Below are 21,030 nucleotides of genomic sequence, written 5' to 3'. Positions count from 1 at the left end.
AATTATATATACCTGTTATGAGAATTTGGGGTATATATATAAGTCGAGGTATATATATAACTAATTATCAAAAAAACAATGACATATTGTATTGGTATAAAAACAAAAGATGGAATTGTTGTAGCTTCAGATTCTAGAACTAATGCAGGACTAGATAATGTTAATATTTACTCAAAAATGTTCACTTACGATGTTGGTGATAGAACTGTTTTAATAGTTACTTCTGGTAATTTAGGAACTTCACAAGCTGTTTATAAGTCAATTGAAAAAGATCTTGAAGACAATTCAGGAAAAAAAAATTTAAACACATGTGAAGATTTTGATCAAGTGGCAAAATATATTGGTGCATTGAACTTAAAACATTCATCACCAAAGGGCATGAACACCGACACTGTTTTATTAGGATCAACATTTATTGTTGGTGGTCAAATTAAGGGTAAACCAATGGAACTTTTTTTAATTTATCCTCAAGGAAATTATATTAAGCCTGCTGATAGTAAACCGTATTTAGTAATTGGAGAAGTTAAATACGGAAAACCAATTTTGGATAGAGTTATAACTCCTGATGTATCTATTGGAGATGCATCAAGATGCGCTTTAATATCAATGGATTCTACATTAAAAAGTGACTTAACAGTTGGACCTCCTATAGACTTTGTTGTTTATAAAAAAGATCAATATAAAATTGCATCTCAAAAATGTTTAAACCTTAATGATCAAGAATTTTCAAAAGTTTCTAAAGAATGGTCCGAGGGTATATTTAAAATTTTTGACTCTTTTCCAAGATTTGATTGGGAAAAATAATTGAGTTTTAATAAAATAACTTTTAAATGATAAAAAGAGATCTCTATTATGAAAGAATTCCAACAAAAAGCTTAAGAGATGATGTTAGATACCTTGGTAATATATTAGGAAAAGTTATAAAGGAACAGGAAGGAGTTAAATTTTTTAAATTAGTTGAAAAAACAAGACTTATTTCTAAAGCAAATATTGCTAATAAAAATCTCAAAAACCCTTTTAAAAGTTTATCTAAAGAAATAAAAAAACAAAATCCTAAAGATCTACTCAAATTAAGTAGAGCTTACAGTCACTTTATGAATTTATATAATTTAGCAGAGTCTGTTGATGCCTCAAGAACATTAGATCAATATGAAAACTCCGATAAAAATAAAAAAAATAAGAATATTTTTATTGAGGAAATATTTGAAAATTTTTTCAAAAATAAAAATATTTCTAATAATAAAATTTATGACCTTGCTAAAAAGCTTAATATTGGAATAGTTTTAACTGCACACCCAACTGAAGTTAAAAGAAGAACTTTAATTCAGAAATACCATACTTTAACTGAAATATTAGAACAAAGAAATTTACTTAAAAATTATCCATCTAAATTAAAAGTTTTAGATAAAAAAATGTTCGATGAAATAACTATTATTTGGAACACTGATGAACTTAAGAGATTTAAGCCTTCGCCTTTTGATGAGGCAAGATGGGGTTTGGCAATTATTGAAGATAGTTTATGGGAAACAATTCCAAAAGTTTACAGAAGATTAAATGAAATATTTGTGAAAAATATGAACAGAAACTTACCTAAGAATTTTAATCCAATTGAATTTGGTTCATGGATGGGAGGTGATAGGGATGGAAATCCATTTGTTACATCAGAAGTTACAAAAGAGGTTTTACTCTTATCTAGATGGGAAGCTGCAAAACTTTATGAAAAATCCTTAACAAAATTAATTAGATCTTTTTCAATGCAAAAATGTTCAAAAAAGATTTTAAAATATACTGGCTTTTCATATGAACCCTATAGAGTTTATTTAAGACCCCTTAGAGATAAAATGAGAAAAACCCATAGAATGATTGAGCAACATTTAGTTAATAAAAAACCACTGAACCAAAAAGATTTAATTTCCTCTAGGGAAAGTATTTTAAAACCATTAAGAGTAGTTAGAGAGTCTTTAGAAGAAACACAAAATGAAAATATAGCAAGTGGTGAATTATTAGATTTAATGCGAAGGGCAAAATGTTTTGGAATTAACTTAGCAAGATTAGACATTAGACAAGAATCTTCAAGACATACAAAACTTATTACTGAAATTGTAAAAAGAAAATTTAAAAAGAATTATAATTCTTGGACAGAGGAAGAGAAAATAAAGTTTTTATCAAAAAAAATAAAAGGTAAAAACTTTTTTAAGAATTTTCAATTTAAAGATAAAGAAAACTTAGAAGTTTGGTTAACTTTTAAAGAATTAGCACGTCAACCAAAAGAATGTTTAGGAGCCTATATTATATCAATGACATCCTCAGCATCAGATATTCTTTCAGTTATTCTTTTACAAAAAGAAGCAAATATAAAAGATAAATTGAGAGTTGTACCTTTATTTGAAACCTTAGACGATTTAATAAATGGAGGAAAGATTATGTCCTCTTTATATAAATTAAGATGGTATCGAAATTTAATTAAACATAATCAAGAAATTATGATTGGCTACTCAGACTCAAGTAAGGATGCAGGTAAATTATGTGCAAGCTGGCATCAATATAAATTACAAGAAGAAATTTTAGCTCTATCAAAAAAATTTAAAATTAATGTATCTTTCTTTCATGGAAGAGGAGGTTCTGCAGGAAGAGGGGGAGGACCAATTCAAGCAACACTAAGATCTCAACCTCCTGGATCTGTTAATGGTAAAATTAGAATTACTGATCAAGGTGAAGTAATTCAACAAAAGTATGGTTATGAGCCATTAGCTAAATATAATTTATGTAGCTACATAAGTTCGGTAATGCTTGCAACATTAATTCCACCACCAGAACCAAAAAATAATTGGAGAAATTTAATAGAAAATATGTCTGATATATCTAAAAGCTCATATAGAAAAAATTTAACATCAAACTCGGAATTCATTAGATATTTTAAAACTGTTACACCTCATTTAGCATTGGGCAAACTTTCAATTGGATCCCGTCCATCTAAAAGAAAACAAGTAGATAGTATAAAAAGTTTAAGGGCAATACCTTGGGTATTTGCATGGACACAAATTAGATTAATGTTGCCAGCATGGTTAGGTACAGCTGAAGCTTTAAGATATTCCTCAATAAAAAAATTTAGAAAAACTTTAATAGATATGGAAAAAAATTGGCCTTTCTTTAATTCTACAATGGACTTATTAGATATGGTAATCTCTAAGGTAGATCCTGAAATTTCCAAAATTTATGAAGAAAATTTAGCAGATGAAAATTTAAAAAGAGTTGGAAAAAAACTAAGATTTCAATTTGATGCACTTAAAACACTTAATAAAAAGATTACACCGAGAGAAATTTTACAACAAAGAAAAATTTTTAGAAGTCCAGCAATTATAAGAAACCTTTATTCTGAAGTGTTAAATATTCTGCAGGCAACTGTAATGATGAAGCTATCAAAAAAAAATAATAAAAGAGAAAATAAAGACTATTTAAACGATGCTTTGATGACTAGTATTGCCGGAATATCGGCAGCTATAAAAAATACAGGATAATGCCTACATTAGGGGTATTTTACTCATTTTTTAAACTTATGAAATATAGATTTTTTTTTTCTTTTTGATAAAAACTTTTTGTAAATTTTATAAATTAATTACATGAAAAAATTAATAAAAATCTTTGTATTTTCTTTAATTTTATTTCAATTTACAAATTTGAAAGCAGAAGTAAAACCTACTTTGTTAAGAACAGTTAGTTTAAATAATATTGTAAAATCTCCATCTGATGTACGATTTAATCCAGCTGGAACTAAAATTTTTTTTTCTGATTTTCGTTCTGGACAAAATGTTTTGATACAATACGATGTTGATACCCCTTTTAATATTTCTACAATCGATTTTGATAGTAAAGTAACATTAGCTACTAATGGAGGCGTTGACAACATAACGCAACCACAAGGTTTTGAGTTTAATAACGATGGAACAAAAGTTTTTGCTATCAATGATGGAGGTGGTTTCAATGCCAATTCGCTTTCAATCCCCTATGATTTTTCAAGTGCAACTACTATCGCTGATGATGGTTTTCATTTTAAAACTGGTCCAGATCCAGATATAGGCAACAACAGATCTGTTAAATTTAATAATGATGGAACAAAAATGTTTCTAATTGATGTTTGGGTTAATTCTTCAGGTAGAAGAATAATTGAGTTTAATTTATCTACACCCTATGACACCAGCACAGTTACTGAAGGAAATAGTTTTACAATTAGTGTTGCATCAACAATCCTTCAAGATTTTTCATTTGATGATGATGGAACAAGAATGTATGTAATCGAATCTAGCACTGGAGCAGCTGCGAGATTCATCTATGTTTATAAACTAAGCACAGGATTTGATATAACGACAGCAAAGTTTGCAGGAAAAGTTCAACAAGTATTCGAAAGTTTAGGAGCTGATGGAACTAATGGTACTCCTCTCGGTATGGGTTTCTCCGAAGATGGAATGAAACTTTACCAAGTTACTTACCAAGATGGCGCAGTTGGTGCTCGTGATAGAGTTCATGAGTACGACCTAAGTTGCCCTTACGGAATTGTAATTTGTGAAGAAGATACTGTTTCTAATACTAGTGCTCAAGTTGATGTTGCTAAACAAGTAATACATCAAAACTCTTCTGTTATATTTAAAAGATTTGATTGGTTAAGACGTAACGAAGGTAACAATAATCTTAATACTAATAATATTAATCTGAATATAAATAATCCTATTTTATCTGCATTAAGTGATACTCTAAAAAATACTTTCAATCAAAAATATACAAAAGCTTCTGTAAAAAAGAAAAAAGAAACAAGAAGTAATTTTAAGAATTTATCTTTTTGGTCTCACGGAGATATTTCAATTGGTAGGACAGGTGATAAAGCAACAACAACACCGCAAACACTTAAAGTTGGTGGTTTAATGTTTGGAGTAGATAAAAAACTTAAAAATAATAAATTTGTAGGTGCTGCAATTAGATATGGCCAAGGAAATACTTATAACAAAACATCTGATGGTTTTAAATTAGACTCAGAAACATTAACTTTAAATTTATACAGCACAAACCAATTAGACAGTAAATTAAATTTAAACACACTTTTAGGATTAAGTTTTTTAAAAATTGATCAACTAAATTCATCTGACCAAGTAACTGGTAACCGAAATGGTAAGCAACTATTTACTGCTATAAATATGAATAGTGACAGTGGTTACGGAGAATTTAATATCAGACCAACAGGTGGATTTATGTTCGGAATTACTAGTCTTTCAAGTTATACAGATTTCAATACATCTTCTGTTCAAGATATTTACGACACTTTAGTTTTTAATACCGGAAACATAACTGCTGGTCTAAAATTTGATAAATTAGTTGAAAAAACCAATTTTAATTTATTTAGAAATGGAAGTATTGAATACATACAAGATTTATCATCTAATATTGGATATACAGTGAAAAGTCACAGTGATCTTACATCTCAACGTAAATCCGTTAAAAGACACTCATTACATAATCTTAAAGTAAATTTTGGGATGGAAAGTGTATCTGAGAGCGGTCACACGTTTGGACTAAATTTTGAAAGACTTCAAGGACTTGATGAAAGCAGTCATCTTCAAAGTCTTTTCTTTAAGTTTGGATATCTAAGAGAGAATAATACCGATATTGCTTTTAACTTTGACCCGCTAACCAATAATACAGCTAACTTAAGTTATCTTAAACATTACAACTACTTTGATTTAAAACTGGATACCAATTACTCTTTCATGGATGAAAATCCTGGTTATGGTTTAAATCTCCAATTATCTAATACCTTTTAAATAGATAGTAATAACTGGCCTTATCTCAAATACTCATAACACATATACATTTTTCTTATACCTTCGCTCGCAGTTTATAATTTTACATAAGTGTCATTTTAAATTAAAAATAGCCTAAAATGGACATTAAAGACTCAATAAGCAATTTTATCAAAATTATTTTTTTTTTAGTAATTTTGGGGTGTTGGAATAATCAAGCGCAAGCTTATACGGTTTTAGGCACTGGTACTAGTGCTTTACTTGGTGGAGACCTCACAGATCCTGAAAATAATGGTGTTGATGGTTCTAATACAAATTGGAATTGGTCGTCTATAGATGCAAGTTCTGAAAAATATTGGCATGCGGAAGGTTCTTACAACGTATTTGACAATAAGGTTGGTAGTAGTAGTGATAAGTGGTGTTGTAACGGACCAACACAATGGATATCGGTAGGATTTTCTCAAGCCTATGTCTTAACTCATTTTACAATTACATCTGGTAATGATGTTGCAAGTAGAGATCCAGATATTTTTAAAATACAAGGTTCAAACAATGGTAGTGATTGGACTGATATTTATTCATATAGTAATAATGGAACCTCTCCATGGGGCTCAACTAGATATCAAGTAATCAAATGGACTGGCGGTGGCGATGACTTTGATACTCCTGCTCCTTACTCTTATTTTAGATATTACGCTACCTCAGTTGTGAGTGGTGGTATGCACCAAATTAATGAAATTGAATATTTTGGAACAGCAGATGCTACTCCGACTTTAAGCTCATCAACTCCAGCTGATGATGCAACTGATGTTTCAGTTTCAGATAATATAGTTTTAAATTTTAGTGAAAATGTTGATGCAGAGAGTGGAAATATAACTATAAAAAAAACATCTGATAATAGTACGGTTGAAACAATTGATGTTACAGGGGGTCAAGTTACTGGATCAGGTTCAACTCAAATAACTGTCAACCCATCATCTGATTTAACAGGATCGACAGAATATTATGTGTTAATAGATGCAACAGCTTTTGATGATGCAACAGGTAATTCTTATGCAGGTATAAGCTCTACAACGGCATTAAGTTTTACAACAGAGGATAATATCGCGCCAACTCTTTCTTCTTCAGTACCGGCTGATAATGCTACTGGAGTTGCAGTCAATGCTAATATCGTTCTTACATTCAGTGAGAGTGTTAGTGCAACATCTGGAAATGTAACTATTAAAAAAACATCTGATAATAGTACAGTTGAACAAATAGGTGTTACAAGTGGTCAGGTTACAGGTAATGGGGCCCAAGGTCCAATGGGTCAAGCAGGTGGGGATCAAATTACAATAAATCCCTCTAGTGATTTTGATAGTTCCACTGAATATTATTTATTAATTGACGCAACTGCATTTGAAGATGGCGCAAATAATGCTTATGCTGGAATAAGTTCCACAACAGCATTAAGTTTTACCTCAGTTGATAATGCTAATCCTACACTTTCATCTTCAATTCCTGCAGATGATGCAACAGATGTAGAGCTCGATGCCAACATTATTTTAAATTTTAATGAAAGTGTTGATGCAGAAAGCGGAAATATTACAATTAAAAAGACATCCGATGATAGTACTGTCGAGCAAATTGATGTAACAAGTGGTCAGGTTACAGGGTCAGGCTCAAGTCAAATAACAGTTAATCCTTCATCTGATTTTGACCCAGGTGTAGAATATTATGTTTTAATAGATGCAACAGCTTTTGATGATGCCTCAAGTAATTCTTATGCAGGAATTAGCTCAACAACTGCCCTAAGTTTTACATCAAATTCAAAAACTGATCCTACAACAGATAAAAAAGTAACTGGTTCAATTAAATCACTTACAGAACAAGTTAAAACATCATTTACTACGTCAGTTGGTATTGTTACAAGCAGACTAAATTATTTAAGACAAAATAGAACTAACAATAACTTTACCAATAATAATATTAAATTAGATTTTGATAATACTCTTTTGGCTTCTTTGATGGAAACAATACCAATATCAACTTATACACAACCAAATTTTGTACCTGATGATTGGTCGTTGTGGAGCGAAGGTTCTATAAGTGTTTCTAGAATTGGTGATGGTGGTAGTTCAGAAAACTCTCCAAAAGAAACTGATAGTCAAAATGTGGCTTTTGGTTTTGATAAAAAAATTAATGAGAGTGATCTTTTAGGTTTTGCTATTCAATATGGATTGAGTGATGCTGATATAGGAAGTGATGGCACTGGTATTGATACTGAAAGTCTAAGCCTAACTATATATAGAACGAAACCTTTCAATGATAATAACTTTATGCAAGGTCTAATTGGATTTGGAATAATCGAGTCTGATAGTGTTAGAAAAAGTTCTGGAAATACATTAACAGGTTCAAGAAATGGTAATCAATTATTTGGATCAATTAATTATGGTAAAACTTATGGTCAAGGTGAATTTAGTGCAACACCAATTGTAAGGCTTGATTTAGGTTATACTGAATTAGATTCTTATACTGAAACAGGAACAGACGCATTATCTTATTCTAAACAGACTTTTGAAAGTGCACTTGGATCAATTGGAATGGAGATTAATGATGTAATTAAGTTTTCTGATAGTTCATTAAAACCATTTGGAGTAATTGAATATAGTTTAGATTTTAGTAACTCTTCTGATGTAAAAATGAATTATGCCTCTGATACAGCAACGACATACACATTTGTACAAGGTGTAAGTTCTACACATTTAGCATCATCAGAAATAGGGTTTTATTTTGAGGCTAGAGATAACATTAAACTAACATCAAGCTATAAACGAATACAAGGAAATGAGAGTGAAAGAACAGACGCTTTAAGATTTGGTTTTAATTATAGATCAATGAGAAAAACAGATTATTCATTTAATATTGGTGGAAACAATGATTTAGCCGCTGTAGTTGATGTAACAAGAAATGTTAATGGATTGCATCTAAATTTCAATGCAAGACAAGCATTTAAGGACTCATCTGATAAAAATGCTAATATTTCACTATCTAAAAAGTTTTAAATTGTTGAAATAAACATGTACAGACCACTTACATTTGTGGTATGATATGAAATGGCAAAACATCTAGCTTCAATTTTACTTTTAGTGTTTTTAACATCCTGTGCATCAATAGTTAACGACCCTGACGTTCCGGTTACACTCTCATTTAGCGATGGTAGCTCTGGAACTTGTAAACTTTCTAATAAAAGAGCCCAGTATGAAGTTGAAGTACCTGGAACACAAATGGTAAGACGTTCAGATGACGCTTTAAGATACGATTGCAAAACCGAAAGTGGCAAGACCTCTTTTGGAAGTATACCAAGCGAAATTGAAGATGCAAAACTTGCTGGAAGTGTTCTTATAGACTTAGGAATTACAGACTCTATAACTGATAAACATAGAACATATACACCTAACTTTGTAGTACCTGTAAAATAAAAAAATTTAAATTTATGAATAAATTTTCTAAGTTTGCATTAGGTATAGCTATTGGTTTAGCTTGGATGATTGCAATAATTTCAACTGGTTTTTTTGCAATGTATATTTTAAAAGATGGGTATAATTCCAACTGGCACGAAAATATTGTAAATTCTGTTGTTATATTTAGAGGAATATTTGGTTTACCTTATCCTGGTTGGGCTATTGACCCTGTAAGTACAATTTTAGCTGGTTTATGGGGTTTTGTTCATGGTTTTATAGCAGGTTTTTTAATTGCCTTTTTTTATAATATCTTTGAAAAAGTATTTAAAAGATAAGATAATTTATGATATTATAGATCTATGCGTAGACTGTTAATTACGATTTTTGCAATATTTTTTTCAGCTATAAATGTATCTGTAGCAGAAAATTACTCTATGATGTCCTTAGGCTACACAAAGCATATTGCTGAAGATCCGCACGACTCTGGTGGCACAACTTATTTTAAAGACCCTGAAGAGAATGGATTTGTTTTAGGAATTGCTTTTGGACAAAGATCTAATGGTATAAGTACTGAAATTGAGACAAATTACTATAGCGAAGTATCACAAAAATTAACATCAGATGTTACTGTCGATGTGTCAACCATTGCTTCAATGTTTAATGCTATGGCAACACCAGGTGAAAGTGAGTTTTATGGTATCATAGGGGGAGGTGCTGGTTTTGGTTATTCAATGGTAGATACTAGTTATAGGTCTGGAAGTAACACATTCAATGGTGACCAGAACACTTTTAATTTTGCATATCAATTAATATTAGGATTAGGTTCTGACAATTATGAGTTAGTATTTAAACATTCTAATTTTGGAGAAGTTGAGGGTGGTAGCGGAACCACATCAGATGGTGACGCTTATAATGCTGACGAATTTGATAGTAAATACAATTCTATAGCATTTAGAATAAAGTTTTAAATTAAACTTATATCAAACTGCTAATGTCGCAAGCAATTGAAAGAGATAACCTCAAGGCTTTTACATTAATAGAACTTTTAGTTGTTGTAGCTATTATCGGTATCTTAGCTGCGGTAGGAGTAGTTGCTTATAATGGTTATACGGCTAGTGCTAAAAGAAATGCTACGCTTCAACAACATGAACAAGCAGTCAAATTTATAAATCAATCACTTAAACTTTGTGATGTTGAGGGCACAGCTACGTTAAAGTTAAGTGATAAAAGAACTATTAACTGCAATGTAACAAATAATGCCTCGGGAATTAATTCTTTAAATGCTGTTTTTATGCAATATTTTTTAGATCAAGGTTACACAAATCCTTATGATAAGGATGTTGTTGTTGTACACACTGCTAGAAACGGTAGAAATGATACTGATGGGAGGATGAGATTTGATGAAACAGAATGTTATTCAGGCGCTTCAAAAAAAAAAATAGCTCTTTGGGTAAAAACTCATAAAGAATACTATAATGTAACAATAGCTAAAGATGGTTGGTGTAATTAAACAAAAAGGCTTCACCCTAATAGAACTCTTAGTCGTAGTAGCAATCATCGGTATTCTTGCTGCAGTAGGGGTTGTTGCATATAATGGATATACAAATAGTGCCAAATCCTCAAACATAAAATCTACATGTAAATCAATTGAAAAATTTATACGTCTTGAAACTATGAAATGTAACACAGGGATGACAGATTATATATTTGATCAAACCAATAGTTTAAACTTTCTCTGTCCTCTAAGAGTACAAAATCCTGGAAGAATTGCGAAAAATGCATTTATTAATTACGTTGGTTATTCCAGATGTTCTTTTTGCACAATGAAAAATCCTTTTAAGCAGGAAAAATCCTTGGTTGTATTTAATAATTGGGGAACAATTAACGACAATCATCTGGGTTATGTGTTTATAAGTGATAACAATACAGGAATAGATTTATATTGTTGTCATACTACTCCTTGTAAAGATAGTGCAAATCATACAAGATTAAATATAATTCCTTAAAATGAAACAAAAGGGCTTTACGCTAATTGAACTCTTAGTCGTTGTAGCAATCATAGGTATTCTAGCTGCAGTAGGAGTTGTTGCTTATAATGGGTATACAACAAGCGCCAAAGCCAATACATCAAAAGCAAATATGGATGTGATTTATAAAACTTGGTTAAATGAAAAAGCCTTATGTGAGGTAAAAGGTGGTAATGAAAGTGCTATGTGGAATAAAACACAATGTCATGTACTATTAAGTTCCTCAAGTAGTGATGTTGCAAGAGTAGCAGGAATAATATCAAACTATTTTGGAGCAAATAATAATTATGGATTTGGTCAACCGATCTTAAATATTTATAAACCGCAAGGAAATTTTTTTACAACTCAGTGTTTTATAAATACAACTAAAGATCAATATGTTGGTCAAGTAACTGCGTGTTGGGACAATAATAGAGGAGATCTAGTATTTAATGGTTGTTTTAAAACACCGTGTTCGGACTCAGCTAACAGATTTCAAAAAAGGATTGGTTATTAATGAAACAAAAAGGCTTCACCCTAATAGAACTCTTAGTTGTTGTAGCCATTATTGGTATCTTAGCTGCAGTAGGTGTAGTTGCTTATAATGGGTATACGAGTAGTGCTAAAAAATCTTCGGCCAAATCAAATCATTCATCAATAGTAAAATTTATGTCCGCTGAAATTCAAAAATGTAATTTAGGAGAAAGAACTGCAATGTCAGGTCAATTATCTTGTCCAATAACAAATTCAAGTCAAATTATTCAGGCTATTCACAAACCTGGAGCAGGTATATCCGCAGCTTTTAAGAATCCCTTCAATACTGATGAGAGCGCTATTAATATTAGTTGGTACGATTATAATAACGATGCTAATCTTGGAAGAACATTAATGGGTCAGAATGCATGGAACAATGTATTAATTGCTACATGTCACGAGACTCCATGTAGTAATGCTAATAACAGAACTATCAGTTATGTTTACATGGATTGATTTAGAAATGAAACAAAAAGGCTTCACCCTAATAGAACTTCTAGTCGTAGTAGCAATCATCGGTATTCTAGCTGCAGTGGGAGTAGTTGCTTATAATGGGTATACAGCTAGTGCTAAGATTAGCGTAGTAAAAAAGAATCATAATACAGTTAAAAATTATATTATTAATGAAATAAACAAATGTTATAACCTTGATGTTGAATTTGACTCGATCACTAATAAAACTTTTCAGTCAAATCCAAGCACGAATTGCTCAACCAATAAAAATTGTAATAGTTTGAAATCAATAGGAAGTCCTAAAAGTAATCCAGGAGCATACTTTGACACCGCCAAATGTCCTTTTGAGTATTATTCAATGATCAAAAATCCATTTGAAGATAATGGTAATGCTTTTGTATCTAGTTATTCAATACCACCCCCAAATAAAGTTGGCTACACCTATATGAATTTTGATGGAGGTACTGGTAAAGGTTATAAAATCTCAACTAGATATGGATCTGGATCTAATGATATAATTACTGAAATTATAACTGTACCCGAATAAATTAAAATGAAACAAAAAGGCTTCACCCTAATAGAACTCTTAGTTGTTGTAGCTATCATCGGTATTCTAGCTGCAGTAGGAGTGGTTGCTTATAATGGGTATACAGCTAAAGCAAAAGATACTGTTTTAAAGCAAAGTCACGACACTGTAATCAAATATTTATATGCACAAAAAGCAAGTTGTGAATTAAAAGATGAGATTGAATTCAAAAATGCTTCCGGTGCAAAAGTTACATATAAATGTAATTCGACAAACAAAAGTGATTTTGCAAATAAATTACGAGAACATGTTAACAATCATATTTGTGAAAACCTTTACAGAGATCATAGAGGCTGCATGGAAATAACTGGAGGATATCTTGAAGAGGCAATTACAGTAGATCTTAGTCCTGGAAATAGACCATGCCAAATTAGTATTAGAACCTTTGTTTCTAAAGACTATAATCAAAGCCTGGTATATAAAAATGTTTTTTTTAATTTAGAAAGCTGGTGTTAACTTAATTATTATTTGATAAAAATGATAAAACAAAAAGGCTTCACATTAATAGAACTCTTAGTCGTTGTAGCTATCATAGGTATCCTAGCTGCAGTAGGAGTGGTTGCTTATAATGGGTATACATCAAGTGCAAAAAAAAATGCAGCTAAAAATCAACATAAGACAATAGCAAAATTTATCCAAACTGAAATCATGAAATGTACTGTTTCAGAACCATTGATTTTAAAAAAAATATCTTCAGGAAATGTAGTCAATCAATCAGATTTATGTTCAAAAGTTAACAATATTACCAAAGGCAATAATAGTTATAGTGTTGTTGAGGCATTTGATTACCACTTTAAAGCAATAGGATATAAGAATGTTTACGAGCAACAATGGTATGCTACCAGCGTGTGCTCTGTTAGTGGAAACACTGTTTATAATAACAATGGAAGTGGTGGTGGAACTTGTATTACAAGACAACAGAATGATGAAATAATAGTTGGTACAAATATTTCACCAAGTGAAAGTATGATCACAAAGTTCAAAGTTCAATGAAACAAAAAGGCTTCACCCTAATAGAACTTTTAGTCGTAGTAGCAATCATAGGTATTCTAGCTGCAGTGGGAGTAGTTGCTTATAATGGGTATACTGCTAGCGCTAAAAAGAAAACGATGGAGAGTAATCAAAAAATGATTCAAAAATATGCAATGGCTGAAATTGCTAAATGTCAGATGGGAACAAATCTTACCGAAGGCCCAACTGTAAGCAAACATATAACTTCGTGTTCAACTGGAGGTGCTGGAAATTTAAACAGCAATGTTTGGGCACAATATTTCATAGACGTTTTCCAAACTAAAATTAAAAATCCTTATAATACAACTCCTAGCAACCCAAGTGGTCTATTAAATAGTGGCCCGACTAGAAATGCTGGTGAAATTGTTTTAGTAGGATGGAACCAATGTAAAACTGACCCCTGTTTTTTAATAGATGCCTCTTATGATGAAAGCGGAACTAAAAAAACTTTAGATCAGTTACAAGTGCCAACAGGATTTTAATATGAATCAAAAAGGCTTCACCCTAATAGAACTCTTAGTCGTAGTAGCAATCATCGGTATTCTTGCTGCAGTGGGAGTAGTTGCTTACAATGGATATACATCTTCAGCAAAAAAAGCGGTTGTAAAACAAAATTTTAGAACAACTGTTAGTTATATGCAGGGTGAATTTGCAAAGTGTGGAATTGATACATCGACTAGAATATTTGGTGATCCAGGAGTTCCTTGTAATGATATATTTAAAAATAAGCAGTGGAGTTGTGCTGCTATAACTTTAACCCATAAATATGGTTTAGCAAATCCACTAGATACAGACGCAAAAAGTTATAGCGGAAGATCATATAATCATCCCTCCGGAAATTGTGCTGTCAAAATGAAAGGTTCTAAAGGAGTAGGTGCTGGAGATGGTGAGGATGATGGAGAAGTTACTATGGTTGTCTGTCCAAGAAATCCATATTGTTCCGGTAACTCTGGCAAATTTAAAGTAATGTGGTGGTGGGATAATAAACAAATGCAAGATTTTGCAATTATTGATCCAAATTTTTAAATGAAACAAAAAGGCTTCACACTTATAGAACTTTTAGTCGTGGTAGCTATCATTGGTATTCTTGCTGCGGTAGGTGTAGTTGCCTATAATGGATATACGAGTAGTGCCAAAAAAAATACTTCAAAGTCTAATCATAGTGCAGTCTGTAAATACATTGCAGCTGAAATTAGAAGATGTGATTTAGGTGAGAAGTCTATATTTGATAAAAATTTAAATTGTAGTGACTTGTCTGTTGGAAATAACTCTGACAGAGTAGCAAGAGCAGTAGCAACAGACCTTTCTAATTTTGCAAAAAACGCTTACGATAATAAAAGCTCAGCAGTTACTTTGTTTCATAATAATGATGTACCAGGTGATATAGGCATAGGTAAATACAGTAAAAAAGAAATACATGTTAGAACTTGTTGGGACAGCACATGTCCTGCTCAAACCACACCAAACACCAAAAATGTAGACCAATGCATAATATACGTAAATTAAAAGGCTTTACTCTAATAGAACTTTTAGTCGTAGTAGCAATCATCGGTATTCTTGCTGCAGTAGGGGTGGTTGCTTATAATGGATATACTGCAAGTGCAAAAAAGAATGCTGTTAAAGCTCAACAAGCAAATATTATTAAATACATTATGTCAGAAACAAAAAAATGTGATCTAGGTGACACCTCAGCAATGGATGGAAACTTAATTTGTAGTAACTTAAATACATCAACGCCTGTTCCGGTAATAATAAATGCAGCTGAAAAAGCTTTAAAAAATAAACTAAAAAATCCAGTCAACCCATCTTTGCCTGCAGTTTGTTCATCACGTAACGGTACATGTCAACCATATAACTATCAAAGTACAGGGTCTGGAGGAGTTGTTAATTTGAGAGATCATGGTCCAACAACAATGGAAGTTGGAACGTGCTTTTTAGAACCATGCAAAGGTAAAGATGTAGGATATATAGAGAGTGGCTATATAGCAATTACAAATTAATAAAAATGAATAACAAAGCCTTCACTCTAATAGAACTTTTTAGATATAGGATTTTATAGGAGAACTTGTACTAGACTTGTACCTAGGGAGATAAAATAAAAAAAATTTACTTATTAGCCTTGTTCAATTATAAATATTGGCATAAACACTAATGAAAATAACAGATGCCCTCGTGGTGAAATTGGTAGACACAAAGGACTTAAAAGCCGAGGGATTCACAAGTGAGTCAGTCCGTGGTAGTCTAACGTAGTCTTAAATTCTTTTAAACATTAGCATCTTTATAATTTGTAAACATTTTCATAAAGAATCTCAGTATATTGATCTTTAAAACCAGTACCAAACCAGTACCTAAAGATATAATATAGTTTCATGGACTCAAATTTTTCAGAAGCTATTAAAATTATCCGAAAAAAAGCTAAAAATGATAAAGATCTAGGGGATGTTTTTGAAAAAATGTGTAAAATTTTTTTTGAAAATGATCCATTACAAAAACAACAATTTTCAAAAATTTGGCATTATAAAGATTGGTCAAAAGCAAACAAAAATTATTCTAAATCAGACATCGGAATAGATTTAGTAGCAAAAATAAATGGAAGTGATAAATTTTGTGCAATTCAATGTAAGTGTTATCAATCTGAACATACTATTTCTAAATCAGATATAGACTCTTTTATTTCAGCTTCTTCAACTGATGATTTTGAAAGACTAATTCTTATAGATACTTCTTCTCAAGATATAGGAATAAATGCAAAAAAAGTATTTAATAATTTAGACAAAAAATATCAAAGAATTCAATTGAATGAATTACAAGAGAGTCGGATTGATTGGTTATCATATTTAAAAGATGAAAAAGTTGTATTAAACAAAAAAAAAGAATTACGGGACCATCAAATTAAAGCAGTGGATGCTGTGTTATCTGGTTTAAATAAAAAAGATCGTGGTAAACTTATTATGGCTTGTGGTACTGGAAAAACTTTCACAGCCTTAAATATCGCTGAAAAATTAAAATCAAAAAATAAATTGATTTTATATATTGTTCCATCTTTAGCACTCATGTCTCAAACTGTAAGAGAATGGAAAAACGATTCTATTGATGATTTTTATGCTTTTTCAGCTTGTTCAGATGTGAAAGTGGGAAAAAGAAAACCATCAGATGATAAAATTGAAATATCATTGAATGATCTTGCATTTCCAGCGACAACAAATTCAGAGGATTTATCAAAACAAATTAAAAATTGTGAAAAAAATAAAATGATAGTTATTTTTTCGACCTACCAATCAATTGATGTTATAGAAAAAGCTCAAAAACAATTTGATATCCCAGACTTTGATTTAATTATTTGTGATGAAGCTCACAGAACTACAGGTGCGACTTTATTTGATGAAGATGAATCTAATTTTGTAAAAATTCATGACAATGCAGTTATTAAAGGAAAAAAAAGACTTTACATGACTGCTACACCAAAAATTTATGGAGAGAAAGCTAAATCTAAAGCAAAAGGAGAGGATATTGCGTTAGCTTCAATGGATGATAAAAAAATTTATGGTGAAACACTTTTTTTTAGAGGATTTAATTGGGCTGTAGAAAATAATCTTTTATCAGACTATAAAGTAGTTATTCTTGCAATAGATGAAACAAAGGTAAGTAGAGATCTTCAAAAATCATTTGAAGACGGCTCAGAGCTTAGACTTGACGATGCTACAAAAATTATTGGTTGCTATAAAGCCTTAGCTAAAGTTGGTTTTGATAATAATAATCATAGCCCAATAAAAAGAGCTCTAGCCTTTTCCCAAAATATAGAAATTTCCAAAATTTTTGAAAGTGAATTTAAAAATGTAATTAAAGATTATACCTACAAGAACAAAAATGAAAAAATAGAACTTAATATTGATGTAAAACATATTGATGGAACCTTTAATGCTGATAGGAGAACAGAACATTTAAATTGGCTTAAAGAAGAAATTCCAGATGATCAATGTAGGATTTTATCAAATGTTAGGTGTTTATCTGAAGGAGTAGATGTACCATCTCTTGATGCAATAATGTTTCTTCACCCCAAAAAAAGTCAAGTAGATGTTGTTCAGTCTGTTGGAAGGGTAATGAGAAAAGCAGAGGGAAAAGATATTGGTTATGTGGTGATACCTGTCACAATCGCACCAGGTGTAACACCTGAAAGAGCTCTTGATAATAACGAGAAATACAGTGTTGTATGGCAAATTTTAAATGCTCTTAGAGCACATGATGAAAGACTAGATAGTACAATTAACAAAATAAAGTTAGGCGAAGATGTTTCAGATAAAATAGATATAATTAACTATAATGATGAACTTGAGTCCTTAACTGCTGAAATTGATGACATTAAAACCTCAGCAAAAGTAATACCAGATACTGATGATAATCTTATAAATATTGAAAATAAAAAAGATGATGATTTAGAAACAAATCAATTATCTTTTGAAATAAATGATTTATCCAAAGCAATTAAGGCAAAAATAGTTGATAAATGCGGAACAAGAGATTATTGGGAAAATTGGGCAAATGATATCGCCAAAATAGCTCAGACACATATTTCAAGATTAAATTCAATTTTAGTAAATAAAAAGTCTAAAGAAAGGAAAACATTTGAACTGTTTCTAAGAGAAATTAGAGACGATTTGAATCCTGAAATATCTGAAAATGATGCAATTGAAATGCTGGCTCAACATATAATAACAAAACCCGTTTTTGATACATTATTTCAAGGAAATGAATTCGTAAAAGATAATGCAGTTTCAAAAGCAATTCACAATGTTTTAACAAATATTTATGATTATAATATAAAAGTTGAGACAAAATCACTTGAAAAATTTTATGACAGCGTAAAAAGAAGAGCTTCAGATATAGTAACATCCAAAGGAAGAACAACATTAATTAATGAGTTGTATGAAAGATTTTTCAAAAATGCATTTCCAATAACAACTAATAAACTTGGAATAGTTTATACTCCAGTTGAAGTAGTAGATTTTATATTAAAATCTATTAATGATGTACTTATTCGAGATTTTAATTCATCTTTATCTGAAAAAAATATACATATTTTGGATCCGTTTGCAGGAACTGGAACCTTTATAACAAGATTAATTCAATCGAAATTGATTGATAAGAAAAATTTAAAACATAAATTCATAAACGAAATACATTGTAATGAAATTGTTCTATTAGCATACTATATCGCTGGTATTAATATCGAGTCTGTTTACCAAGAAATAATTAAAGAGAACTCGTATCGACCTTTTAGTGGGTCAGTGTTGACTGATACTTTTCAGTTGTATGAACAAGATAGAGATTTAATAGCTGATTTACTACCTGATAATTCTAACAGAAGAACTAATCAAAAAAAAAGAGATATTAGAGTGATAATTGGTAATCCACCATATTCAGCTGGTCAAAAATCTTTTAGTGATGATGCTGCAAACGTTTCTTATAGAAATTTAGATTCAAAAATCTATGAAACCTATGTGAAGAACTCAAATTCTTCAAATAAAAATAAGATATATGATAGTTATATAAGGGCATTTAGATGGGCATCAGATAGAATAAAAGATGAGGGTATTATAGGATTTGTTACCAATGCAAGTTGGATAGATGCTAATGCAACAGATGGATTAAGAAAATGTTTTGAAGAAGAATTTAGCAGTATTTATATATTTAATCTGAGAGGAAATGCGAGAACTCAAGGTGAAATAAGACGTAAGGAAAAAGGTAATGTTTTTGGTGAGGGTTCGAGGACACCAGTCGCAATTACAATTCTTGTTAAAAATAAAAATAAACAAAATAAAAAAGCTGATATTAAATATTATGATATTGGAGATTATTTAACAAAAGAACAAAAATTAAATAAAATATTTAATTTAAAATCTATAAAGAATATCGAAGATAAGAATCTTTTTGTATCAATTACACCTGATAAAAATAATGATTGGATTAACCAAACCAACAAAGAATTTGATAAATATATTTCAATTAACAAAAATGATGTAGATTTTAAAAATTATCTTTTTTCAATTACATCAAGTGGTTTTGCATCAGCAAGAGACTCGTATGCTATTAATTTTTCTAAATCAAAATTAATAAATATAACAAGAAATATGACAAAAAAATTTAATAGCTTAATTGATCAAAAAATAAATTATAATAAGATTAATTTTAAGGATAAAGATATAAAGTGGGATAGTACATTAGAAGCTCAATTTAGGAGAAAACAAAAATATAGATTTGATGAAAAAAAAATTCAAAAAGTTTTGTATCGACCATTTGTTTCTACATGGTGTTATTTAGATAATTTTATTGTATCAAGACCTAGAAAACACCAACAAATCTTTCCAAAAAAACATAAAAATATGTCGATAGTTATTACCACTGGTTTTAGTGAATTTAGTTGTTTAATGGTAAATAAACCTTTTGAATATCATCTACTTAATACTTCACATACATTTCCAAGGTATATTTATTACAATGATAAAAATAATAATGAGGATGATAGTCAGAGTAGTTTATTCCAAGACAAATCTACTGTAGTAAATAACTTAAATCCAGAAATAGTCTCTCTTTTTAAAAAAAAATTAAATAAAAAAGTAACTGAGGACCAAATTTTTTATTATGTATATGGAATTTTACATTCAGATCATTACAGGAAAAAATTTCATAATAATTTAATAAAGGGAATGCCTAGAATTCCAATAGTAAAGTATAAAGATTTTATGCAAATCAATGATATAGGAAAAAAACTATCAAACCTACATTTAGATTTTGATAATCAAAGATTATATAGTGCAAAATTTAATGTGGATTTTCATAATAACAAAAAAAAATATCCCAAAGAAGAGTTTTACAATATATCTCAAATAAATTTTGTTGGTACAAGATCTAGTCCTGATAAAACTCAAATTAAATTTAATAATTATATTACTATTAAAGATATACCACTTGAGGCTTATGATTATAGATTAAGTGGAAAATCTGCTATCGAATGGATAATGGAACGACATTCAGTTAAAAAGGATGATAAAACTGGTTTTACAAATGATATTAATGAATTTAACAAAGAAGCTATGAAAGATCCGTCTTATTCTTTTAATTTATTGTTAAAAATAATTCATATTTCAGTGGAAACACAAAAATTGATAAAAAAAATTCCAAAAATTAATTTAATATAAACCTTTATATAA

Annotated in this window: 16 protein-coding genes and 3 pseudogenes; all 19 read left to right on the top strand. The window is 30.3% G+C overall.

The annotated features are described in order from the left end of the window. The first annotated feature begins 78 nt into the window (after positions 1 to 78). The 19 genes and pseudogenes from AMN80_RS03670 (at position 79) to AMN80_RS03580 (ending at position 21,018) form a co-directional block, all read left to right on the top strand. Positions 79 to 804: a proteasome-type protease gene (locus AMN80_RS03670; protein WP_075520625.1), complete on the top strand. Its 726-nt coding sequence runs from the start codon at positions 79 to 81 to the stop codon at positions 802 to 804. 26 nt (positions 805 to 830) lie between these two features. Then, positions 831 to 3,518 carry a phosphoenolpyruvate carboxylase gene (ppc, locus tag AMN80_RS03665; protein ID WP_075520624.1) on the top strand — a complete coding sequence of 896 codons (2,688 nt, stop codon included), beginning with the start codon at positions 831 to 833 and terminating at the stop codon, positions 3,516 to 3,518. A 102-nt stretch (positions 3,519 to 3,620) separates the two neighbouring features. Continuing rightward, entirely contained in the window at positions 3,621 to 5,810 is a 2,190-nt protein-coding gene (locus tag AMN80_RS03660) for an autotransporter outer membrane beta-barrel domain-containing protein (RefSeq protein ID WP_075520623.1), read from the top strand. A 119-nt stretch (positions 5,811 to 5,929) separates the two neighbouring features. Next, positions 5,930 to 8,833: an Ig-like domain-containing protein gene (locus tag AMN80_RS03655; protein WP_075520622.1), complete on the top strand. Its 2,904-nt coding sequence runs from the start codon at positions 5,930 to 5,932 to the stop codon at positions 8,831 to 8,833. 51 nt (positions 8,834 to 8,884) lie between these two features. Beyond that, positions 8,885 to 9,250 carry a hypothetical protein gene (locus AMN80_RS03650; RefSeq protein WP_075520621.1) on the top strand — a complete coding sequence of 122 codons (366 nt, stop codon included), beginning with the start codon at positions 8,885 to 8,887 and terminating at the stop codon, positions 9,248 to 9,250. A gap of 14 nt (positions 9,251 to 9,264) precedes the next feature. Further along, the gene (locus AMN80_RS03645) at positions 9,265 to 9,567 is read left to right on the top strand and encodes a hypothetical protein (RefSeq protein WP_075520620.1); all 303 of its coding nucleotides are present in this window, start codon (positions 9,265 to 9,267) and stop codon (positions 9,565 to 9,567) included. A 24-nt stretch (positions 9,568 to 9,591) separates the two neighbouring features. After that, entirely contained in the window at positions 9,592 to 10,200 is a 609-nt protein-coding gene (locus AMN80_RS03640; protein WP_075520619.1) for a hypothetical protein, read from the top strand. Positions 10,201 to 10,223: 23 nt separating this feature from the next. Then, positions 10,224 to 10,742 (top strand): type IV pilin protein, encoded by a 519-nt coding sequence (locus tag AMN80_RS05710; protein WP_075520618.1) that lies wholly within the window; start codon positions 10,224 to 10,226, stop codon positions 10,740 to 10,742. After that, entirely contained in the window at positions 10,726 to 11,238 is a 513-nt protein-coding gene (locus AMN80_RS05635) for a type IV pilin protein (protein WP_075520617.1), read from the top strand. The genes AMN80_RS05710 and AMN80_RS05635 overlap by 17 nt, the downstream gene beginning before the upstream one ends. A 1-nt stretch (position 11,239) precedes the next feature. Further along, positions 11,240 to 11,312 (top strand): annotated as a pseudogene (locus tag AMN80_RS05740) (type IV pilin protein); the annotation flags it as partial. Positions 11,313 to 11,754: 442 nt separating this feature from the next. Continuing rightward, positions 11,755 to 12,228 (top strand): pilin, encoded by a 474-nt coding sequence (locus AMN80_RS05700; protein WP_075520616.1) that lies wholly within the window; start codon positions 11,755 to 11,757, stop codon positions 12,226 to 12,228. Positions 12,229 to 12,235: 7 nt separating this feature from the next. Further along, positions 12,236 to 12,308 (top strand): annotated as a pseudogene (locus AMN80_RS05735) (type IV pilin protein); the annotation flags it as partial. Between the two features lie 470 nt (positions 12,309 to 12,778). Further along, positions 12,779 to 13,267: a pilin gene (locus tag AMN80_RS05690; RefSeq protein WP_082256554.1), complete on the top strand. Its 489-nt coding sequence runs from the start codon at positions 12,779 to 12,781 to the stop codon at positions 13,265 to 13,267. 21 nt (positions 13,268 to 13,288) lie between these two features. Beyond that, positions 13,289 to 13,804 (top strand): type IV pilin protein, encoded by a 516-nt coding sequence (locus tag AMN80_RS05685; protein ID WP_075520615.1) that lies wholly within the window; start codon positions 13,289 to 13,291, stop codon positions 13,802 to 13,804. Continuing rightward, a pseudogene (locus tag AMN80_RS05730) lies at positions 13,801 to 13,873 on the top strand (type IV pilin protein); the annotation flags it as partial. The gene AMN80_RS05685 and the pseudogene AMN80_RS05730, both read left to right, overlap by 4 nt. Before the next feature lie 432 nt (positions 13,874 to 14,305). After that, positions 14,306 to 14,848 (top strand): type IV pilin protein, encoded by a 543-nt coding sequence (locus AMN80_RS05675; RefSeq protein ID WP_306452533.1) that lies wholly within the window; start codon positions 14,306 to 14,308, stop codon positions 14,846 to 14,848. Beyond that, positions 14,849 to 15,328, top strand: coding sequence for a prepilin-type N-terminal cleavage/methylation domain-containing protein (locus AMN80_RS05670; RefSeq protein ID WP_082256552.1), 480 nt, complete (start codon positions 14,849 to 14,851; stop codon positions 15,326 to 15,328). After that, positions 15,307 to 15,822, top strand: a complete 516-nt coding sequence (locus AMN80_RS05665) for a type IV pilin protein (RefSeq protein WP_075520614.1) — start codon at positions 15,307 to 15,309, stop codon at positions 15,820 to 15,822. The genes AMN80_RS05670 and AMN80_RS05665 overlap by 22 nt, the downstream gene beginning before the upstream one ends. A 369-nt stretch (positions 15,823 to 16,191) precedes the next feature. After that, a complete protein-coding gene (locus AMN80_RS03580) occupies positions 16,192 to 21,018 on the top strand; it encodes a type ISP restriction/modification enzyme (RefSeq protein WP_075520613.1) in 4,827 nt (1,608 codons plus the stop codon). The last annotated feature ends 12 nt before the right edge of the window (positions 21,019 to 21,030 follow it).

The organism is Candidatus Pelagibacter communis (assembly GCF_001179985.1).
In the GTDB taxonomy this organism is placed as follows: Bacteria; Pseudomonadota; Alphaproteobacteria; order Pelagibacterales; family Pelagibacteraceae; genus Pelagibacter; species Pelagibacter ubique_J.
Note: the sequence above shows the minus strand (reverse complement) of the source record. Positions and strands in the feature narration are given on the sequence as shown.

Coding starts and splice junctions, on each gene's coding strand:
- AMN80_RS03670 (WP_075520625.1), top strand. CDS start 79: ATGACATATTGTATTGGTATAAAAACAAAAGATGGAATTGTTGTAGCT.
- ppc (WP_075520624.1), top strand. CDS start 831: ATGATAAAAAGAGATCTCTATTATGAAAGAATTCCAACAAAAAGCTTA.
- AMN80_RS03660 (WP_075520623.1), top strand. CDS start 3,621: ATGAAAAAATTAATAAAAATCTTTGTATTTTCTTTAATTTTATTTCAA.
- AMN80_RS03655 (WP_075520622.1), top strand. CDS start 5,930: ATGGACATTAAAGACTCAATAAGCAATTTTATCAAAATTATTTTTTTT.
- AMN80_RS03650 (WP_075520621.1), top strand. CDS start 8,885: ATGGCAAAACATCTAGCTTCAATTTTACTTTTAGTGTTTTTAACATCC.
- AMN80_RS03645 (WP_075520620.1), top strand. CDS start 9,265: ATGAATAAATTTTCTAAGTTTGCATTAGGTATAGCTATTGGTTTAGCT.
- AMN80_RS03640 (WP_075520619.1), top strand. CDS start 9,592: ATGCGTAGACTGTTAATTACGATTTTTGCAATATTTTTTTCAGCTATA.
- AMN80_RS05710 (WP_075520618.1), top strand. CDS start 10,224: ATGTCGCAAGCAATTGAAAGAGATAACCTCAAGGCTTTTACATTAATA.
- AMN80_RS05635 (WP_075520617.1), top strand. CDS start 10,726: ATGGTTGGTGTAATTAAACAAAAAGGCTTCACCCTAATAGAACTCTTA.
- AMN80_RS05700 (WP_075520616.1), top strand. CDS start 11,755: ATGAAACAAAAAGGCTTCACCCTAATAGAACTCTTAGTTGTTGTAGCC.
- AMN80_RS05690 (WP_082256554.1), top strand. CDS start 12,779: ATGAAACAAAAAGGCTTCACCCTAATAGAACTCTTAGTTGTTGTAGCT.
- AMN80_RS05685 (WP_075520615.1), top strand. CDS start 13,289: ATGATAAAACAAAAAGGCTTCACATTAATAGAACTCTTAGTCGTTGTA.
- AMN80_RS05675 (WP_306452533.1), top strand. CDS start 14,306: ATGAATCAAAAAGGCTTCACCCTAATAGAACTCTTAGTCGTAGTAGCA.
- AMN80_RS05670 (WP_082256552.1), top strand. CDS start 14,849: ATGAAACAAAAAGGCTTCACACTTATAGAACTTTTAGTCGTGGTAGCT.
- AMN80_RS05665 (WP_075520614.1), top strand. CDS start 15,307: ATGCATAATATACGTAAATTAAAAGGCTTTACTCTAATAGAACTTTTA.
- AMN80_RS03580 (WP_075520613.1), top strand. CDS start 16,192: ATGGACTCAAATTTTTCAGAAGCTATTAAAATTATCCGAAAAAAAGCT.